At 57.7% G+C, this 17,055-nt stretch carries 15 protein-coding genes and 1 tRNA gene; 5 read left to right on the top strand and 11 right to left on the bottom strand.

Going from position 1 to position 17,055, the window contains the following annotated elements; all coding sequences use genetic code 11:
- Positions 1 to 233: 233 nt before the first annotated feature.
- A complete protein-coding gene (gene fadE / locus ACMGGQ_RS02455) occupies positions 234 to 2,678 on the top strand; it encodes an acyl-CoA dehydrogenase FadE (RefSeq protein ID WP_420289546.1) in 2,445 nt (814 codons plus the stop codon).
- A gap of 108 nt (positions 2,679 to 2,786) precedes the next feature.
- The gene (locus tag ACMGGQ_RS02450; RefSeq protein WP_045909852.1) at positions 2,787 to 3,557 is read left to right on the top strand and encodes an amidohydrolase; all 771 of its coding nucleotides are present in this window, start codon (positions 2,787 to 2,789) and stop codon (positions 3,555 to 3,557) included.
- A gap of 57 nt (positions 3,558 to 3,614) precedes the next feature.
- On the opposite strand, the gene ACMGGQ_RS02445 is transcribed toward ACMGGQ_RS02450, so the two are convergent.
- From ACMGGQ_RS02445 to dnaQ, 9 genes are all read right to left on the bottom strand, one after another.
- Positions 3,615 to 5,216 carry a gamma-glutamyltransferase family protein gene (locus ACMGGQ_RS02445; RefSeq protein ID WP_262805496.1) on the bottom strand — a complete coding sequence of 534 codons (1,602 nt, stop codon included), beginning with the start codon at positions 5,214 to 5,216 and terminating at the stop codon, positions 3,615 to 3,617.
- Positions 5,217 to 5,225: 9 nt separating this feature from the next.
- Entirely contained in the window at positions 5,226 to 6,101 is an 876-nt protein-coding gene (locus ACMGGQ_RS02440; RefSeq protein WP_048225758.1) for an ABC transporter permease, read from the bottom strand.
- Between the two features lie 2 nt (positions 6,102 to 6,103).
- A complete protein-coding gene (locus ACMGGQ_RS02435) occupies positions 6,104 to 7,045 on the bottom strand; it encodes an ABC transporter permease (RefSeq protein WP_420289545.1) in 942 nt (313 codons plus the stop codon).
- 18 nt (positions 7,046 to 7,063) lie between these two features.
- Positions 7,064 to 8,578, bottom strand: a complete 1,515-nt coding sequence (locus ACMGGQ_RS02430; RefSeq protein ID WP_420289544.1) for an ABC transporter substrate-binding protein — start codon at positions 8,576 to 8,578, stop codon at positions 7,064 to 7,066.
- Between the two features lie 2 nt (positions 8,579 to 8,580).
- Positions 8,581 to 9,663 carry an ABC transporter ATP-binding protein gene (locus ACMGGQ_RS02425; RefSeq protein WP_420289543.1) on the bottom strand — a complete coding sequence of 361 codons (1,083 nt, stop codon included), beginning with the start codon at positions 9,661 to 9,663 and terminating at the stop codon, positions 8,581 to 8,583.
- The gene (locus ACMGGQ_RS02420; RefSeq protein ID WP_420289542.1) at positions 9,660 to 10,673 is read right to left on the bottom strand and encodes an ABC transporter ATP-binding protein; all 1,014 of its coding nucleotides are present in this window, start codon (positions 10,671 to 10,673) and stop codon (positions 9,660 to 9,662) included. The genes ACMGGQ_RS02425 and ACMGGQ_RS02420 overlap by 4 nt, the downstream gene beginning before the upstream one ends.
- Complete coding sequence (locus tag ACMGGQ_RS02415; RefSeq protein WP_045909857.1) at positions 10,670 to 11,389, bottom strand: FadR/GntR family transcriptional regulator; 720 nt, start codon at positions 11,387 to 11,389, stop codon at positions 10,670 to 10,672. The genes ACMGGQ_RS02420 and ACMGGQ_RS02415 overlap by 4 nt, the downstream gene beginning before the upstream one ends.
- A 379-nt stretch (positions 11,390 to 11,768) precedes the next feature.
- Positions 11,769 to 11,845: transfer RNA gene (locus ACMGGQ_RS02410), tRNA-Asp, on the bottom strand.
- A 132-nt stretch (positions 11,846 to 11,977) separates the two neighbouring features.
- On the bottom strand, positions 11,978 to 12,709 hold the full coding sequence (gene dnaQ, locus ACMGGQ_RS02405) for a DNA polymerase III subunit epsilon (RefSeq protein WP_048029949.1): 732 nt from the start codon (positions 12,707 to 12,709) through the stop codon (positions 11,978 to 11,980).
- Between the two features lie 64 nt (positions 12,710 to 12,773).
- Between dnaQ and rnhA the strand changes: the two genes are divergently transcribed.
- Entirely contained in the window at positions 12,774 to 13,241 is a 468-nt protein-coding gene (gene rnhA / locus ACMGGQ_RS02400; protein WP_008500276.1) for a ribonuclease HI, read from the top strand.
- Here rnhA and ACMGGQ_RS02395 read toward each other — a convergent pair whose 3' ends face one another.
- Positions 13,242 to 13,958, bottom strand: a complete 717-nt coding sequence (locus ACMGGQ_RS02395) for a class I SAM-dependent methyltransferase (RefSeq protein ID WP_045909859.1) — start codon at positions 13,956 to 13,958, stop codon at positions 13,242 to 13,244.
- A gap of 32 nt (positions 13,959 to 13,990) precedes the next feature.
- Between ACMGGQ_RS02395 and gloB the strand changes: the two genes are divergently transcribed.
- Positions 13,991 to 14,749 (top strand): hydroxyacylglutathione hydrolase, encoded by a 759-nt coding sequence (gene gloB, locus ACMGGQ_RS02390; protein WP_126534498.1) that lies wholly within the window; start codon positions 13,991 to 13,993, stop codon positions 14,747 to 14,749.
- A 68-nt stretch (positions 14,750 to 14,817) separates the two neighbouring features.
- Positions 14,818 to 16,182 carry a murein transglycosylase D gene (mltD, locus tag ACMGGQ_RS02385; RefSeq protein ID WP_045909861.1) on the top strand — a complete coding sequence of 455 codons (1,365 nt, stop codon included), beginning with the start codon at positions 14,818 to 14,820 and terminating at the stop codon, positions 16,180 to 16,182.
- A gap of 52 nt (positions 16,183 to 16,234) precedes the next feature.
- On the opposite strand, the gene ACMGGQ_RS02380 is transcribed toward mltD, so the two are convergent.
- Entirely contained in the window at positions 16,235 to 17,008 is a 774-nt protein-coding gene (locus tag ACMGGQ_RS02380) for a class I SAM-dependent methyltransferase (protein ID WP_420289541.1), read from the bottom strand.
- Positions 17,009 to 17,055: the final 47 nt, after the last annotated feature.

Genomic DNA, 17,055 nt, shown 5'->3' with positions numbered 1-17,055 from the left:
AATCCTTCAGTATTGATGAAATAACACAGTGGAGTGTACCGGATAGCGGGAAAAGCGAGAAGCTAAAGCCATGCGAAACGTCCGGCGTTTTGCTTTTTCGTGCCGAGTAAAACGCGAACAATGTGAACCAGGTTGTAATTATTTTGTAAACACATTGCTAAAGGAAATAACATCAACTACAACCATATCATCACAAGTGGTCAGACCTCCTACAAGCAAGGGAGCTTTTCTTTATGATGATTTTGAGCATTCTCGCAACCGTTGTTCTGCTCGGTGTGTTGTTCTATCACCGCGTAAGTTTATTCCTGAGCAGCCTGATTCTTCTGGCCTGGACGGCTGCGCTTGGCGTCGCAGGGCTCTGGAATATCTGGCTTTTAGTCCCTCTTGCCATCATCCTTCTGCCGTTTAACTTTGCCCCGATGCGTAAATCAATGATCTCTGCACCGGTGTTCAAAGGCTTCCGCAAAGTGATGCCGCCAATGTCGCGCACTGAAAAAGAGGCGATTGATGCGGGCACCACCTGGTGGGAAGGTGACCTGTTCCAGGGCAATCCGGACTGGAAAAAGCTGCATAACTACCCGCAGCCGCGTCTGACCGCGGAAGAACAGGCGTTTATTGACGGCCCGGTAGAAGAAGCCTGCCGTATGGCGAACGACTTTGCTATCACCCATGAAATGGCCGATCTGCCGCCAGAACTGTGGGCGTACCTGAAAGAGCATCGCTTCTTCGCGATGATCATTAAGAAAGAGTACGGCGGTCTGGAGTTCTCCGCTTACGCTCAGGCTCGCGTGCTGCAAAAGCTGGCAGGCGTTTCCGGGATCCTGGCGATTACCGTTGGCGTGCCTAACTCCTTAGGCCCGGGCGAACTGCTGCAGCATTACGGTACGGAAGAGCAAAAAGATCACTACCTGCCGCGTCTGGCACGCGGTCAGGAAATTCCGTGCTTCGCGCTGACCAGCCCGGAAGCGGGCTCCGATGCGGGCGCGATTCCGGATACCGGCGTGGTCTGCATGGGCGAGTGGCAGGGCGAGCAGGTGCTGGGCATGCGCCTCACCTGGAACAAGCGTTATATCACGCTGGCCCCTATCGCCACCGTGCTGGGTCTGGCCTTTAAGCTCTCTGATCCGGAAAAACTGCTGGGCGGTGAAGAGGAGCTGGGCATTACCTGTGCACTGATCCCAACCTCTACCCCAGGCGTCGAGATTGGTCGTCGTCACTTCCCGCTGAACGTGCCGTTCCAGAACGGTCCGACCCGCGGCCAGGATATCTTTGTGCCGATTGACTACATCATCGGTGGTCCAAAAATGGCCGGTCAGGGCTGGCGTATGCTGGTGGAATGTCTGTCGGTGGGCCGCGGTATTACCCTGCCGTCGAACTCAACCGGCGGTCTGAAGTCGGTGGCGATGGGGATTGGTGCCTACGCGCACATCCGCCGCCAGTTCAAAATCTCCATCGGCAAGATGGAAGGTATCGAAGAGCCACTGGCGCGTATCGCGGGCAACGCCTACGTGATGGACGCCGCCGCCACGCTGATTACCTACGGCATTATGCTGGGCGAAAAACCGGCCGTACTGTCCGCTATTGTGAAGTACCACTGTACCCACCGCGCGCAGCAGTCAATCATTGACGCGATGGATATTGCAGGCGGTAAAGGCATTATGCTCGGCGAAGGCAACTTCCTGGCGCGCGGTTATCAGGGCGCACCGATTGCCATCACCGTGGAAGGGGCAAACATCCTGACCCGCAGCATGATGATCTTCGGTCAGGGCGCAATTCGCTGCCATCCTTACGTGCTGGAAGAGATGGCCGCTGCGCAGAACAACGACGTGGATGCCTTCGATAAGCTGCTGTTCAAACATATCGGTCACGTGGGCAGCAACAAGGTGCGCAGCTTCTGGCTGGGCCTGACGCGCGGCCTTACCAGCGCCACGCCGACCGGCGATGCAACTAAACGTTATTATCAGCATCTGAACCGTCTGAGCGCCAACCTGGCCCTGCTGTCTGACGTTTCCATGGCGGTGCTGGGCGGCAGCCTGAAGCGTCGCGAACGTATCTCTGCCCGTCTGGGCGATGTGCTGAGCCAGATCTTCCTGGCCTCTGCGGTCCTGAAACGTTACGACGACGAAGGCCGTCAGGAAGCGGATCTGCCGCTGGTGCACTGGGGCGTGCAGGATGCGTTGTATCAGGCTGAACAGGCGATTGACGATCTGCTGGCGAACTTCCCGAACCGCTTCGTGGCAGGCGCCCTGCGCGCGGTGATCTTCCCGACCGGTCGTCACCATCTGGCGCCGTCCGACAAGCTGGACCACAAAGTGGCGAAGATCCTGCAGGTTCCGAGCGCAACCCGCTCCCGCATCGGTCGCGGTCAGTATCTGGCGCCGACGCCGCATAACCCGGTGGGTCTGCTGGAAGAAGCGCTGCTTGACGTGATGGCCGCCGATCCGATTCACCAGAAGATTTGTAAACAGCTGGGCAAAAACCTGCCGTTTATCCGTCTGGACGAACTGGCAAAACAGGCGCTGGCCGGTGGCATTATCAGTAAAGATGAGGCCGCTCTGCTGGTGAAAGCCGAAGAGAGCCGTCTGCGCAGCATTAACGTGGATGATTTCGAACCGGATGAGCTGGCGACGCAGCCGGTAAAGCTGCCGGAGAAGCACCGCAAACCTGAAGCGGCATAACGCGTTTCGCTTATACAAACCCCGCCTCGCGCGGGGTTTTTTATTGCCACATTTTCTCGTTATGTCGTGCTACAGTGTCAAAAAGTGGTCGTTTGAGGAGTCTGAATTGTGCCTGGTCTGAAGATTTCTATTTTGCAGCAACCTTTAGTGTGGATGGATGGCCCCGCCAACCTGCGCCACTTTGATCGCCAACTGGAAGACATTACCGGGCGTGATGTGATTGTCCTGCCGGAAATGTTCACCACCGGCTTCGCCATGGAAGCGGCAAAACAGTCAATGCCTCAGGATGAGGTGGTCGCCTGGATGCACGCCAAAGCGCAGCAGACTAATGCGCTGATCGCCGGCAGCGCCGCCCTGCAGACCGAACGCGGGCCGGTGAACCGCTTCCTGCTGGTGGAGCCGGAAGGGAACGTGCATTTTTACGATAAACGCCACCTGTTCCGCATGGCGGATGAGCATCATCACTATGAGGCCGGTAACGAGCGCGTGGTGTTCGAATGGCGCGGCTGGCGTATTCTGCCGCTGGTCTGCTACGATCTGCGTTTCCCGGTGTGGTCGCGTAACCGCAACGATTACGACCTGGCGCTGTATGTTGCCAACTGGCCTGCACCGCGCTCCCTGCACTGGCAATCGCTGCTGGTGGCGCGCGCGATTGAGAACCAGGCGTACGTGGTGGGCTGCAACCGCGTGGGGACGGACGGCAACGGGCATCACTATCGCGGCGACAGCCGGGTGGTGAATCCGCAGGGCGAGATCATCGCCACCGCCGAGCCGCATCAGGCGACGCGTATTGATGCCGAATTATCGTTAACGGCGCTGAAGGAGTACCGGGAGAAGTTTCCGGCGTGGCAGGATGCGGATCCTTTTAGCATTGAGTGAAAAAAAAGCCGGGTGGCTGCTACGCCTTACCCGGCCTACCAATGTTGCTCGCTTCTTTTAACTCACCAGCGCCTGCCCGTCCTTGCGGCTTTCCGTCGCGGCCACGTAGTGTCCTTCCGGCAGGCGGTAAATCACCTGCGCGCCACCGAAGTTGTAATCCTGAAGCGGATCTTCCACCACGATCTGATGTCCGCGCTCGCGCAGAGCGGCAATCGTGTTGCGATCGAACGTCGATTCAACGATCACCTCCCTGCCCTGCACCACGCGCCAGCGCGGAGCGTCGATTGCCGCCTGCGGGTTTTGCCCGTGCAGCATGATGCGCAGCGCCATCTGCATGTGCCCCTGCGCCTGCATCGGGCCGCCCATCACGCCAAAGGACATCAACGGCTGGCCGTTGCCGTCCATCGCAAAGCCCGGAATGATGGTGTGGAACGGGCGCTTGCTGCCCGCCAGGGCGTTCGGGTGCTCAGGATCCAGCACAAATCCGCAGCCCCGGTTTTGCAGGCTGATCCCCGTATCCGGCACCACAATGCCTGAACCGAAGCCCATATAGTTGGACTGAATAAACGAGACCATCATCCCGCTGGCGTCCGCGGTGCTGATATAGACCGTGCCGCTCTGCGTCGGGGAACCGTAGACAAAATCAGACGCGCTGTCGTGGTTGATCAGCGCCGCACGTGACTTCAGATAATGGTCGCTCAGCAGCTCTTTTGCCGCGAACGCCATGTGTTCTTCGTCCGCCACGTAGCGATCGAGATCCGCCAGCGCCAGCTTCATCGCCTCAATGGAGAGATGCAGAGACTGCACGGAATCCGGATGATGCTTCTCAATGCCGCACTGCTCAAGGATGCCGAGCGCGATCAGCGTGGCGATCCCCTGACCGTTAGGCGGGAGCTCCTGCACCGAACCGCCCGCGAAGTCGCGCGACAGCAGCTCTACCCAGTCCACGCGATGGTTGGCCAGGTCCTCAGCCGTCAGGTGCGCGCCATGTTCTTTGGCGAAGGCGGCAATTTTCTGCGCCAGCTCGCCGCGGTAAAAGGCGTCGCCGTTAGTTTTCGCAATCAGCTCCAGCGAGTTTGCCTGCGCCGGGTTACGGAAGATCTCCCCCACGCGCGGGGCGCGGCCTTCCGGCGCGAAGCAGGCGCTGAAGCCCGGCTGATCTTTCAGCTTGTGATAGCCGCGCTGCCAGAGATGCCCAATCAGCGGGGAGACCGGGAAACCGTTGCGCGCGTAGTCAATGGCTGGCTGCGCCAGGGTGGTCAGCGGCAGCGTGCCGAAGCGTTCCGCCAGGGCGACCCAGCCGGATACCGCGCCCGGCACGGTCACCGCGTCCCAGCCGATTTCCGGCACTGCGGTTTTTCCGGCAAACAGATCCGCATGCCAGCTCGCAGGCGAACGACCGGACGCGTTCAGGCCGTGCAGCTTTTCACCGTCCCAGACGATGGCAAAGGCGTCGCTGCCGATCCCGTTGCCGGTTGGCTCAACTACCGTCAGCGCCATCGCGGTGGCAATGGCCGCATCCACGGCATTCCCGCCCAGCTGCAGCATCTTCATACCCGCCTGCGCCGCCAGCGGCTGAGACGTTGCAACGGCGTTATGGCCCAGCATCGGCGGGCGGCGTGAATCGTAACCGGACGTAAAATCAAGCGCTTTGGTCATCATGACTCCTTAGTCATGGCGCGGATCGAGCGCATCGCGCAGCCCGTCGCCGAGTAAATTAAAGCCCTGCACGGCAAGGAAAATCGCCACGCCGGGGAAAATGGACATCCACGGGGCCTGCTCAAGAAAACCTTTGGCGGTGTTGAGCATAGAGCCCCAGGACGGATTGGGCGGCTGCTGTCCCAGCCCCAAGAACGACAGGCTGGCTTCAGCGATAATCGCCGAGGCAATCGCCAGCGTGGCCTGTACCAGGATCGGCGACATCACGTTGGGCAGGACATACTTAATGATGATCCAGCGATCCGGCAGGCCAATCGCCCGCGCGCCGTCGATATACTCTTCGTTGCGAATGGCGATCACCTGCCCGCGCGTCAGGCGGGCGAAGATCGGCATCGCCGAAAGACCGATGGCGATCATCGCGTTGGTCAGGCTCGGGCCCAAAAATGCCCCCAGCGCGATCGCCATGATCAGGAACGGGCAGGCCAGCAGCGCCTCGATCACGCGCGAGATGACGCCGTCCCACATCTTCTGGAAGTAGCCCGCCACCAGCCCCAGCGGTACGCCGATAACCACGGCAATCACCACAGACATACAGCCCGCCATCAGCGAGGTGCGCGCCCCCCAGATAATACGGGACAGGATATCGCGCCCCAGCTCGTCGGTGCCGAACCAGTACATCGCCGACGGCGCTTTGCGCACCGCCAGGAAGTTGGCCTTGACCGGATCGAACGGGGCGATCCACGGCGCCAGCAGCGCCACCAGTACAAAGAAGCCCACCACCGCCGCGCCAATGACAGCACTTTTATTGCCGAGGAATTTCTTCAGCACCCGGTTTTGCGCCCGCGGCAGCGCAGGCACAACGGTTTGCGTCGTCAGTTCCGCCATGGTTAACCTCGCATTCTCGGGTTGATGAGGACGTAGAGCACGTCGGCCAGAAGGTTCAGCATCAGGAAACCAATCGCCACGATCAGCACCACGCCCTGCACCACCGCATAGTCACGGTTGAAAACCGAGTCGACGATCATCTTGCCAAAGCCCGGAATGGTGAAAACCTGCTCGGTCAGCACCGCACCGCCCAGCAGCTCGCCAAACAGCAGCGTGGTGAGGGTGATTACCGGCACCAGCGCGTTGCGAAACGCGTGCTTCAGGATCACCGCTTTCGGCAGCAGCCCTTTCGCCCGCGCGGTGCGGATGTAATCCGCTTTCAGCACGGCAATCATCGAGGCGCGGGTATGGCGCATCAGCGTTGCCGCGAGGCCCGTTCCGAGCACGGACGCGGGCAGCAGCAGCGTGCGCAGATTCTGGAGCGGATCTTCACTGAACGGCACATAGCCGGACGCGGGGAGCCATTGCAGGTTCACCGAGAAGACCAGAATCAGCAGGATCCCCAGCCAGAAGTGCGGGATCGAGATCCCTGAGATCGCCACGAAGTTCGCCCCGTGATCGACCCAGCTGTTTTTGTTCACCGCCGCGAGGATCCCCATGCTGATGCCAAACACCAGCGCGATAATCATCGCCAGCAGCGACAGCTCCAGCGTCACCGGCAGTTTGCTGGCAATCAGCTGCGTCACCGGCTCGTGCGTGCGTAAGGAGACGCCCAGATCGCCCTGCAGCGCCCGCGTCAGCCAGTGGAAATACTGCACGGGGATCGGCGCATCGAGGTTCAGCTCCGCGCGCAGCTGAGCGATAACTGCCGGGTCGCGCTCCTCGCCGGCCATGGCGATCAGCGGGTCGCCGGGCAGCAGCTTTTGCAGCCCAAACACCATCATGCTCACCAGCAGTAGCGTCGGAACGGCCAGCAGCAGACGTTTGCAAATCAGTTCCAGCATGGGCTCTCCTCAGGACGGTTATTTCGCCAGCGTTAAGCCAGCCAGACGCACGATGCCGTCCGGGTACGGCTTAAAGCCCTGCACGCTTTTGTTCAGGCCAAAAATACGCGGCTCGAAGTAGAGGTAGGCAATCGGCATGTCCGTTTGCAGCTGCTTCACCACCTTGTCGTACAGCGGCTGGCGCGCAGCCTGGTCGGTGCTCTGGCGCGCCTGGGTCAGCCACTCATCAACCTGCGCATTGCTGTAGCGGCCGTCGTTCAGGGTGCCTTTGCTGTTGATAAAGCCGTAGATGCTGCCGTCCGGATCCGGGCGCCCCGACCAGCCGGAGAAGCTCAGCTGATAGTCCCCGCTCTGCTGGCGGTCCAGCAGCGTGGCGAATTCGGTCATCTGCAGGTTCAGGTTAAAGCCCGCCTCGGCGACCATCGCCTGCAGCACCTGCCCCACCTGCTGTGAGGTGGGGTTGTTCGGCACCAGCAGGTTGACGGTCAGCGGCGCGCTGACGCCTGCCGCTTTGAGCAGCGCTTTGGCCTTGTCGACGTCACGCGGCGGGACCGGCAGATTGACGTGATACGGGCTGACCGTCGAAAACGCCTGGTTAGCTGGCGTATACAGTCCTTCAAAGACCACCTGGTTTAGCGCATCGCGGTCGATAGCCTGCGAGAAGGCCTCGCGCACGCGGGCATCTTTGAACGGGTCGTTGGCCGGCACCTTGCCGTTGTTGATGTTGAAGGTGATACCCTGATAGCCCAGGCCCGTTACCTTCGCCAGCGCCAGCTTGCTGTCGGCCTCGACGGTTTTCACGTCGCTGGCGGCAATCCCTTCGGTCAGATCGAGATCGCCCGCGCGCAGGTTTGCCAGACGCACGGAGGCATCCGGGATCGGCAGGTAGATAATTTTGTCGAAGTGGTAGGCGTCTTTGTTCCAGTAGTTGTCGAAGCGGGTCAGCACGATGCGGTCCTGAGATACGCGGCTGTCGAATTTATACGGGCCAGAACAGACGGGATGGGCAGCAAAGTCAGGCTTTTTCGCCGCCTCGGGGGCCATCATTGCACCCGCGCGGTCGGTGAGCTGCATCAGCAGCGCGGCATCGGGGGTCTTCAGGTGCAGCGCAATCTGCATCGGGCCGGTGACCTCGACCGATTCAACGGAGGAGATCTCGCTCTTACGCAGGGAGCCTTTCAGGATCAGGGCGCGGTCGAGGTTGTATTTTGCCGCAGCGGCATCGAATTTCTCACCGTCGTGGAAGGTCACACCTTCGCGCAGATTAAGCGTCAGGGTTTTACCGTCGTCACTCCACGCCCAGTCTTTGGCCAGACCGGGGACGACCTTCAGGTTTTCATCCACGTCCACCAGCCTGTCGCACAGGGAGGCAAAGACGAAGCGGCCATAGTAGGTGCGCGCCAGATGTGGGTCGAGCATGTCCGGATCTGCCCCCAGGCCAATACGCAGCACGCTTTCAGAATGGGCGGGCAGCGCCGCGCCAAGCAACATAACACTTCCCAGTACGGTCAAAAGAGAATTACGCATTGTCATTATCATGAGTTCCTTGAAGGAAGGGATGAGTGGGTGGCCGCGTGTTCAAACAGCGCGCGGCGGCGCAGAAAAGCGGCGGATGGCGGTGCGATCTGGATAACGCTGCGATCGCGGTTGATCTCCTGCCAGCGGTGGCAGGCAACCTGACGCCCGCCATCGAGCACCTGATTAATCGGCTCGACCTGGCGGCATTCGTCGGTAACGTACGGGCAGCGGGTGTGGAAACGACAGCCGGACGGCGGGCTGGCAGAGTTCGGTAAGTCCCCCAGCAGCAGCGGCGCGGCGCGTTCAGCGCCCGGCTGCATCTGCGGCGCCGAGGCGATCAGCGCCTGCGTATAAGGATGAAGCGGCGCGTCAAATATCTCATCCACGGTGGCGAGCTCGACGATTTGCCCGAGGTACATGACCGCCACGCGGTCGCTCATGTGGCGGATCACCGCCAGACCATGGGCGACAATCACCATCGTCAGCCCCAGCTGGTGCTTCAGGCTTTCCAGCAAATTGACCACCTGTGCCTGAACGGAGACGTCCAGCGCGGATACCGGCTCATCGCCCAGCAGCAGCTTCGGTCCCGAGGCCAGCGCGCGCGCAATGCCAATACGCTGGCGCTGCCCGCCGGAAAACTCGTGCGGGTAGCGCCCGGCCCAGGCGGCGGGCAGGCCTACGGTTTTAAGCAGCTCGGCAACGCGGTACTGACGGTCCGCTTTCTTCATGTTCTGGTGCAGCCACAGCGGCTCGCCGACGATCTGCTCCACCGTCATGCGCGGGTTCAGGGAGGCGAAGGGATCCTGGAAGATGATCTGCAGCTCGCGGCGGAGCTGATTGAGGCGCGCGCCCGAGGCGTGGGTGATCTCTTCCCCCTGATAAAACACGCGCCCTTCGCTGGCGGCCAGCAGGCGCAGCAGCAGGCGGCCAAGCGTGGATTTTCCGGAACCGGACTCGCCGACAATCGCCAGCGTTTCGCCCGGCATGACCGCAAGCGACACGCGATCGACCGCCGTGACGAACCGGGCCGGGGTAAAGAGTTTTTTCGGACCGGGGAACAGCTTGCTGAGGTCCCGTGCTTCAAGAATGGGCGTGGTCATGCGGTCTCTCCGAGGGCGATGTGGTGTTCGAGCGGCACGCGGAAGCAGGCAACCTGATGGCCCGCGCCGAGCGTGGCGAGCTGTGGTTTTTCATCATGGCAGCGCGCCTGCGCAAACGGACAGCGGGTGGCAAAACGACAGCCCTTCGGCATGGATTCCGGCAGAGGTACCGAACCGGGAATGGTGGAAAGCGGGCCTTTACGTGCGTCAAGGGAGGGAATCGACCCCATCAGGCCGATGGTGTACGGGTGCTGCGGATCGGCAAATATCGCCTCAACGCTGCCCTGCTCTACCACCTGTCCGGCATACATCACCGCCACCTGCTGCGCCACTTCGGCCACCACGCCTAAATCGTGGGTGATCATCAGCACCGCCGTGCCGGTCTCTTCCTTGAGGGCGTTGAGCAAGGCGAGGATTTGCGCCTGGATGGTGACGTCGAGCGCGGTGGTCGGTTCGTCGGCAATCAGCAATTTGGGATGGTTAATCAGCGCCATGGCAATCATCACGCGCTGGCGCATGCCGCCGGAAAGCTGATGAGGATAAGCCTTGAGACGCATCTCTGCCGCCGGGATCTGCACTTTCTCGAGGATCTGCAGCGCGACCTTCATCGCCTCTGCGCGCGAGACGTCCTGGTGTCGCATGACCGCTTCACTCAGCTGATCGCCTAGCGTAAACGCCGGGTTGAGCGAGGTCATCGGCTCCTGGAAAATCATCGCCAGATCGCTGCCGCGCAGATCGGCATACTCCCGCGGCGAGAGCTTGCGCAGATCGTGGCGGCGAAACTGCATCTCTCCGCTGACGATCCGTGCGCTGGCGGGCAGTAACCCCATCAGCGCCAGTGAGGTGATACTTTTCCCGCAGCCGGACTCTCCCACCAGCGCCAGCGTTTCGCCCGCCCTGACGGTCAATGAGATACCGTCAAGCACGCTAACCGGTGAGCCCGCGAACGTAACGTTGAGGTTTTGGACTTGCAGTACGGGCGTGGCGTCCTTAAAGGGGATTGTCGTCATGGCGTGAAGTCGTCCTCAAGGTGGATAGCCTGAATCAGGGCGGTTTGCAGGCTGAGCAGGTGTTCGCGCATGGCGGCCGCAGCTTCATTAGGCTGGCGATGGATAATCGCCGCCATGATCTTGTGATGGTGGTCGTTATAGCTATCGACACGTTCGGGCGTGCGGGCTAATTCGCGCAGATGCTGCCAGCCCGGTTCACGTCTGACGGCATCAATGGCATCAAACAGGCCGAGCATCAGACGGTTGCCCGCAGCCTCGGCAATCGCCCGGTGAAAGGCGCTATCCCAGAGTTCGTTAAGATCGCGGTCATCCGGGCTGACCTTATCGATGCGTTCCAGCATGCGCTGCATAAGCGCGAGGTTTTCCCTGGTGGCACGCAGTGCCGCAAGCCGGGCCAGGCCGGGTTCAAGCTGAAGACGAGCTTCCATCACTTCCAGCAGGTTGGTTTGCTGCACCAGTCCCTGAAGGGCCAGCGGTTCAACAGGTGCTGACGGGCCGATAAAGGTCCCTTTGCCCTGCTTACGCCAGATACGCCCCTCTTCTTCCAGCACGTCCAGCGCACGACGGACTTCACGTCGCCCTACGCCGAGAGTGTCCGACAGCTCACGTTCCGTGGGCAGCGGAATGCCTGGTGTTGACTCATGCTGGTTGATTAGCCCGCGCAACTGCTCAAGCGCGGTGCTGGAATTGGCCAGAAACCGTGACGGTTTTTCCATATTGGTTCGCTCGCTTTCATCATTGCTTAATTTTTATTAACGATAAGTTATTGATATGGAATGAAGCTTATCGTGCTAATGATTAAGCAATAACCAAACCAATACGTAATTGGTTCGGTATTTTTTTGGCAAGCGGGAGATAACCAAATGATTCTGCGTGAATTATTTTTACAGAAAGACACATTCTGAATGAGTTCTGAAGAGAGGCATGGTGGCAAAATGCACAACGATAGTGCAAATAACGCACTGCAACCGTGCAATTGTTAATTAATTGCACCATTGATATTAACTTTTTGTTAACGATAAGTGAGAGTATGGGATTACAGAACGCGGAAACGACGAAGGCCTGAATCATTTCTGATTCAGGCCTTCTGAATAGTGGCGGAACGGACGGGACTCGAACCCGCGACCCCCTGCGTGACAGGCAGGTATTCTAACCGACTGAACTACCGCTCCACTGTTCCCGTTTGGGGAACGAGGCGCATATTACGGTGCGCCTCCAATCTCGTCAACGCTTTTTCTCGCGTTTTGAATCGTTTGCTGCAAAAATCGCCCAAACGATGATTTTACAGGCATTCCGGCGTTTTTTCAGGCACGCCAGAGACAGCTGCCGCCCTTCTTCTGCACCAGATCAAGACGGGATTCGTGGTTAAGCAGCTCTTCATCACTGGCTAAAACAACCCGTAGCCGGCTTGCCTGACGGACAACACGCTGAATACCCGCTTCGCCCTGCGTCTGCTGAGACTCATTTTCCATACTGAACTTCATTGACGTCTGCCCGCCGGTCATCGTCAGATAGACATCGGCGAGGATCTGGGCATCGAGCAACGCCCCGTGGAGCGTTCGTTTGGTATTGTCTATCTCGTAGCGCGAACAAAGTGCATCCAGGCTGTTACGCTTGCCGGGGAACATCTTCCTCGCCAGCGCCAGACTGTCTGTTACCTTACAGAAGGTATTTGTCTTCGGGATATCACGATTAAGCTTGCTGAATTCATAGTCCATAAAGCCGATATCGAACGAGGCGTTATGGATGACAAGTTCGGCGCCCTTGATGTATTCCAGAAACTCGTCAGCCACATCCGCAAACGTCGGCTTATCCAGCAAGAACTCATCGGCAATACCGTGAACGCCGAACGCTTCGGGGTCCACCAGCCGATCGGGCTTTAGGTAGACGTGGAAGTTGTTCCCCGTAAGACGACGGTTCACCACTTCAACGGCGCCGATCTCGATGATCTTATGCCCTTCGTAGTGCGCGCCGATCTGGTTCATACCGGTGGTTTCGGTATCGAGGACGATCTGGCGAGTAATTGCAGTGCTCATAGCGGTCATTTATGTCAGACTTATCGTTTAACTGAACGTTTCAAATACAGGAAGTCTACCAGAGATGCGTAAACAGGTAGAAATTTTCACCGATGGATCTTGTCTCGGCAACCCAGGTCCCGGCGGCTACGGCGCGATTATGCGTTATCGCCAGCACGAAAAAACTTTTAGCGAAGGCTATTTTCTGACCACCAACAACCGGATGGAGCTCATGGCGGCCATTGTGGCGCTGGAGGCGTTAAAAGAACATTGTGACGTGGTGTTAAGTACCGACAGTCAGTACGTCCGCCAGGGAATTACCCAGTGGATCCATAACTGGAAAAAACGCGGCTGGAAGACTGCCGATAAGAAACCGGTCAAGAACGTCGATCTCTGGAAACGTCTTGATGCTGCGCTGGGCCAGCACCAGATTAAGTGGGAGTGGGTTAAAGGGCACGCCGGCCATCCGGAAAACGAACGCTGTGACGAGCTGGCGCGTGCGGCGGCCGCTAACCCAGCGCATGAGGACGCGGGCTATCAGCCTGAATCCTGATCACGGCTTTTTGTATTGCCGCGTGGCGCCAACGGTCTGACGGATTGGCGTTTTCGATTTGCTCTGCTTCATGGGATTAAGCGTAAGGGGAATGGTTCGCTTACGCGCGACGATAAACTGCATGCAGCCTAAGGCAGGCAAATGCGTGCTCAACAAGACGCCCCCCTGCCGCGCCCAGGGCAGCACCTGAAAACCGCCGTAGCAGAGCACTTCGAAGTTCAGCAGTGACAGCCAGTCGAGCTGGCGCATCATGGTGAACATCCGGCTGTTGTAAGGCGGCGTCCGACGCAGCACCGGTACCAGCTTACGCAGGCCCATCAGGCTCAGCGGATTGAATCCGCTCAGTACCAGCCAGCCGTCATCAATCAGCACGCGATCGGCTTCGCGAAGCAGACGGTGCGGATCGCTGCACCAGGGTAACGTATGTGCGAGCAAGCACGCATCAACGGATTTTTCCGCAAACGGCAGATGTAATGGGTCTGCTTTCACCTGAACCGGCGATCCGCCGAGAGAGACGTTGACCTGATGCGAGATAGCGCAGCTTTCGGTATTGATTTCCGCGCTGAGATTGCCAATCTTAAGCAGGTGAAAGCCATACATTTTCGCCAGCCAGGGCTTCAGCTGTTGCTCTAACGCTTCGCGATAGTATTCACCCCAGGGCAATTCCGCCCAACGTTCCGGTGCTGCGACAGTCTGAGGTATCCTTGCCGGTTTCATCAACACACCCGCCACGCTATTAGAGGTAATGTATGAATCTTATCAGTATTTCCGCTTTTGAGGACAATTACATCTGGGTTTTGGTGGACGATGAACGTCGATGCGTCATTGTCGATCCCGGAGAATCCGCCCCCGTACTGCGCGCAATAAAAGAGAACGGCTGGCAGCCGGAAGCCATTCTGTTGACGCATCACCATCACGATCATACGGGCGGCGTGCCTGAACTGCGCGCCCACTTTCCGCATATTGTGGTTTACGGACCGGCAGAGGCACAAGATAAGGGACTCACGCAAGTAGTCGAAGAAGGCGAAAAAATCCTCATACGTGAGTGGGAGTTTTCCGTATTTGCTACACCGGGTCACACTTTGGGACATCTGTGTTTCTACAGTAAGCCTTATCTTTTTTGCGGCGACACGCTGTTCTCCGGAGGCTGCGGAAGACTATTTGAAGGCACACCAGCACAAATGTATCAGTCTTTACAGAAGATTAACGCATTACCCGATGATACCGTTATTTGTTGCGCGCATGAGTATACATTAGGAAATATGAAGTTTGCCGTCAGCCTGTTGCCTGAGGATCGGGCGATTCAGGATTATTATCACAAAGTGAAGGAGTTACGTGCAAAAAACCAAAAAACACTCCCCGTAATTCTGAAAAACGAGCGCCAAATTAATTTATTTTTACGAACAGATGATATTGATTTAATTAATAAAATTAACCAAGAAACAAATTTGCAACAACCAGAACAGCGATTTGCATGGTTAAGGTCAAAGAAAGATAACTTCAGATAATTGCGGGTTGCCTTTTCAAAATTTCGCCGTTATCATCGCTCGTCTTTTAAGCAACTATTGACACACACATGAAGGCAAAAGCGATATTACTCGCCTCTGTCCTGCTTGTAGGTTGCCAGTCCCAGAACGGCAGCAACGTACAACAGCACGCACAGAGCCTTTCTGCAGCTGGTCAAGGGGAAGCAGGGAAGTTTACAAGTTCGGCGCGCTGGATGGACGATGGAACATCTTTCGCGCAGGATCAAGACTTGTGGACCTCTATTGGCGACGAGCTAAAGATGGGAATTCCGGAAAATACCCGGATTCGCGAACAGAAACAGAAGTATTTAAGTAATAAGAGCTATCTCCACGATGTAACGTTACGGGCAGAGCCGTATATGTACTGGATAGCCGGGCAAGTTAAGAAACGTAACATGCCTATGGAGCTGGTACTCCTACCCATAGTGGAGAGCGCTTTTGACCCACACGCGACGTCTGGCGCCAATGCCGCAGGCATTTGGCAGATCATTCCGAGCACCGGGCGAAACTATGGTCTGAAACAGACCCGCAACTATGATGCGCGTCGCGATGTTGTCGCTTCAACGACAGCCGCTCTCGACATGATGCAACGTCTGAACAAGATGTTTGACGGCGACTGGCTGTTAACGGTCGCAGCGTACAATAGCGGCGAAGGTCGTGTACTGAAGGCAATGAAAGCGAATAAAGCACGGGGTAAATCCACCGATTTTTGGTCGCTCTCACTGCCACAGGAAACAAAGATTTACGTACCGAAAATGCTGGCACTGAGCGATATTCTCAAGAACAGCAAGCGTTACGGTGTGCAACTGCCAACACCAGACGAAAGTCGTGCACTGGCGCGTGTTCGCCTCAGCAATCCGGTTGATATTCAACAGGTTGCTGATATGACGGGTATGTCGGTAAGTAAACTGAAAACCTTTAATGCTGGCGTTAAAGGCTCAACCCTGGGGGCGAGTGGTCCGCAGTATGTAATGGTTCCGCAGAAACATGCTGAGCAGTTACGTGAGTCTTTAGCTTCGGGTGAAATCGCTGCCGTTCAGTCAACGCTGATCGCGGATGCCTCACCCGTCAACAGCCGCAGTTATAAGGTTCGTTCAGGTGATACGCTTTCAGGCATTGCATCACGTCTTGGCGTGAGCGCAAAAGATCTCCAGCAGTGGAACAATCTGCGCGGATCGGGCTTGAAAGTGGGTCAGAATCTGACGGTTGGCGCAGGTAGCAGCGCGCAGCGTCTTGCCAACAACAGCGATAGCATTACCTATCGCGTGCGTAAGGGTGATTCGCTGTCCAGTATCGCAAAACGTCACGGCGTGAACATCAAAGATGTGATGCGCTGGAACAATGATACTGACAATCTGAAACCAGGCGACCAGCTGACGCTATTTGTGAAGAACAGCGCGACGCCAGACTCCTGATAACACGACCGAAAGATAAAAAGGCACCGATTCCCCTCGGTGCCTTTTTTGTTTATCCCGCTTTTTGCGCTTCCGCCATGATGGTATCGCTGGTAAATGAACCGTCGTCCTGCAGTTCAAAGTACGCCTTCACCTCTGCGGACGCACTCTCCTGATACAGCCTGATTGCCTGACTTAATGCTTCCGGGGTGCGCATACGCGCTATCCACGAGCTAAACTCCAGTGGCAAACGGTCTGTGATTAACGAGCGTGTAATCAGTCCCGCTTCCGTGATAAGCGATAACCACTCTCCGCTGGCGTAGTTTTGCACATGCGAGGTGTCGCGCAGCGCTTCCACCGTTTGCAGCCAGATATTGCGCACAGGGTGTCCAGGCGACATCACATCCATAATAATGAAGATGCCACCCGGCTTCAGAACGCGTTTGACTTCGCGTAATGCCTGGCCAACATCATGCCAGTGGTGCGCGGAATAACGGCTGATCACCACCTCAAACGCGGCATCATCAAAAGGTAAGGATTCGGCATAGCCCTGACGCGTATCAATGTTGTCCAGCCCCTTCGCTTTCGCCGCTTCAGCAACCACCTCCAGCATCTGGCTGGATAAGTCATATGCGGTAACCTCCGCCACCTGCTGCGCAGCCGTGAAGCTGGCATGCCCTGCCCCGCAGCCTAAATCCAGCACGTGCGCCTGCGGAAATGCCGACAGGCGCTCACCGAGACGCACCAGATCGCGGCCTGAAGCGTGTACGGCGCTGCTCAGATACGCATTTGCCTGCGAACCAAACTGTTTTTCTACGTTGTCATGATGGGAGTGTGTTGTTGTCATCGTACTGTCCTTTGTGGGTTAAAAATAAAAGGGCAGCACCTGCACAG

Origin of the sequence: Enterobacter sp. BNK-13, assembly GCF_048685015.1 — a bacterium.
In the GTDB taxonomy this organism is placed as follows: Bacteria; Pseudomonadota; Gammaproteobacteria; order Enterobacterales; family Enterobacteriaceae; genus Enterobacter; species Enterobacter quasiroggenkampii.
This window is presented reverse-complemented; position numbering and strand designations above follow the sequence as displayed.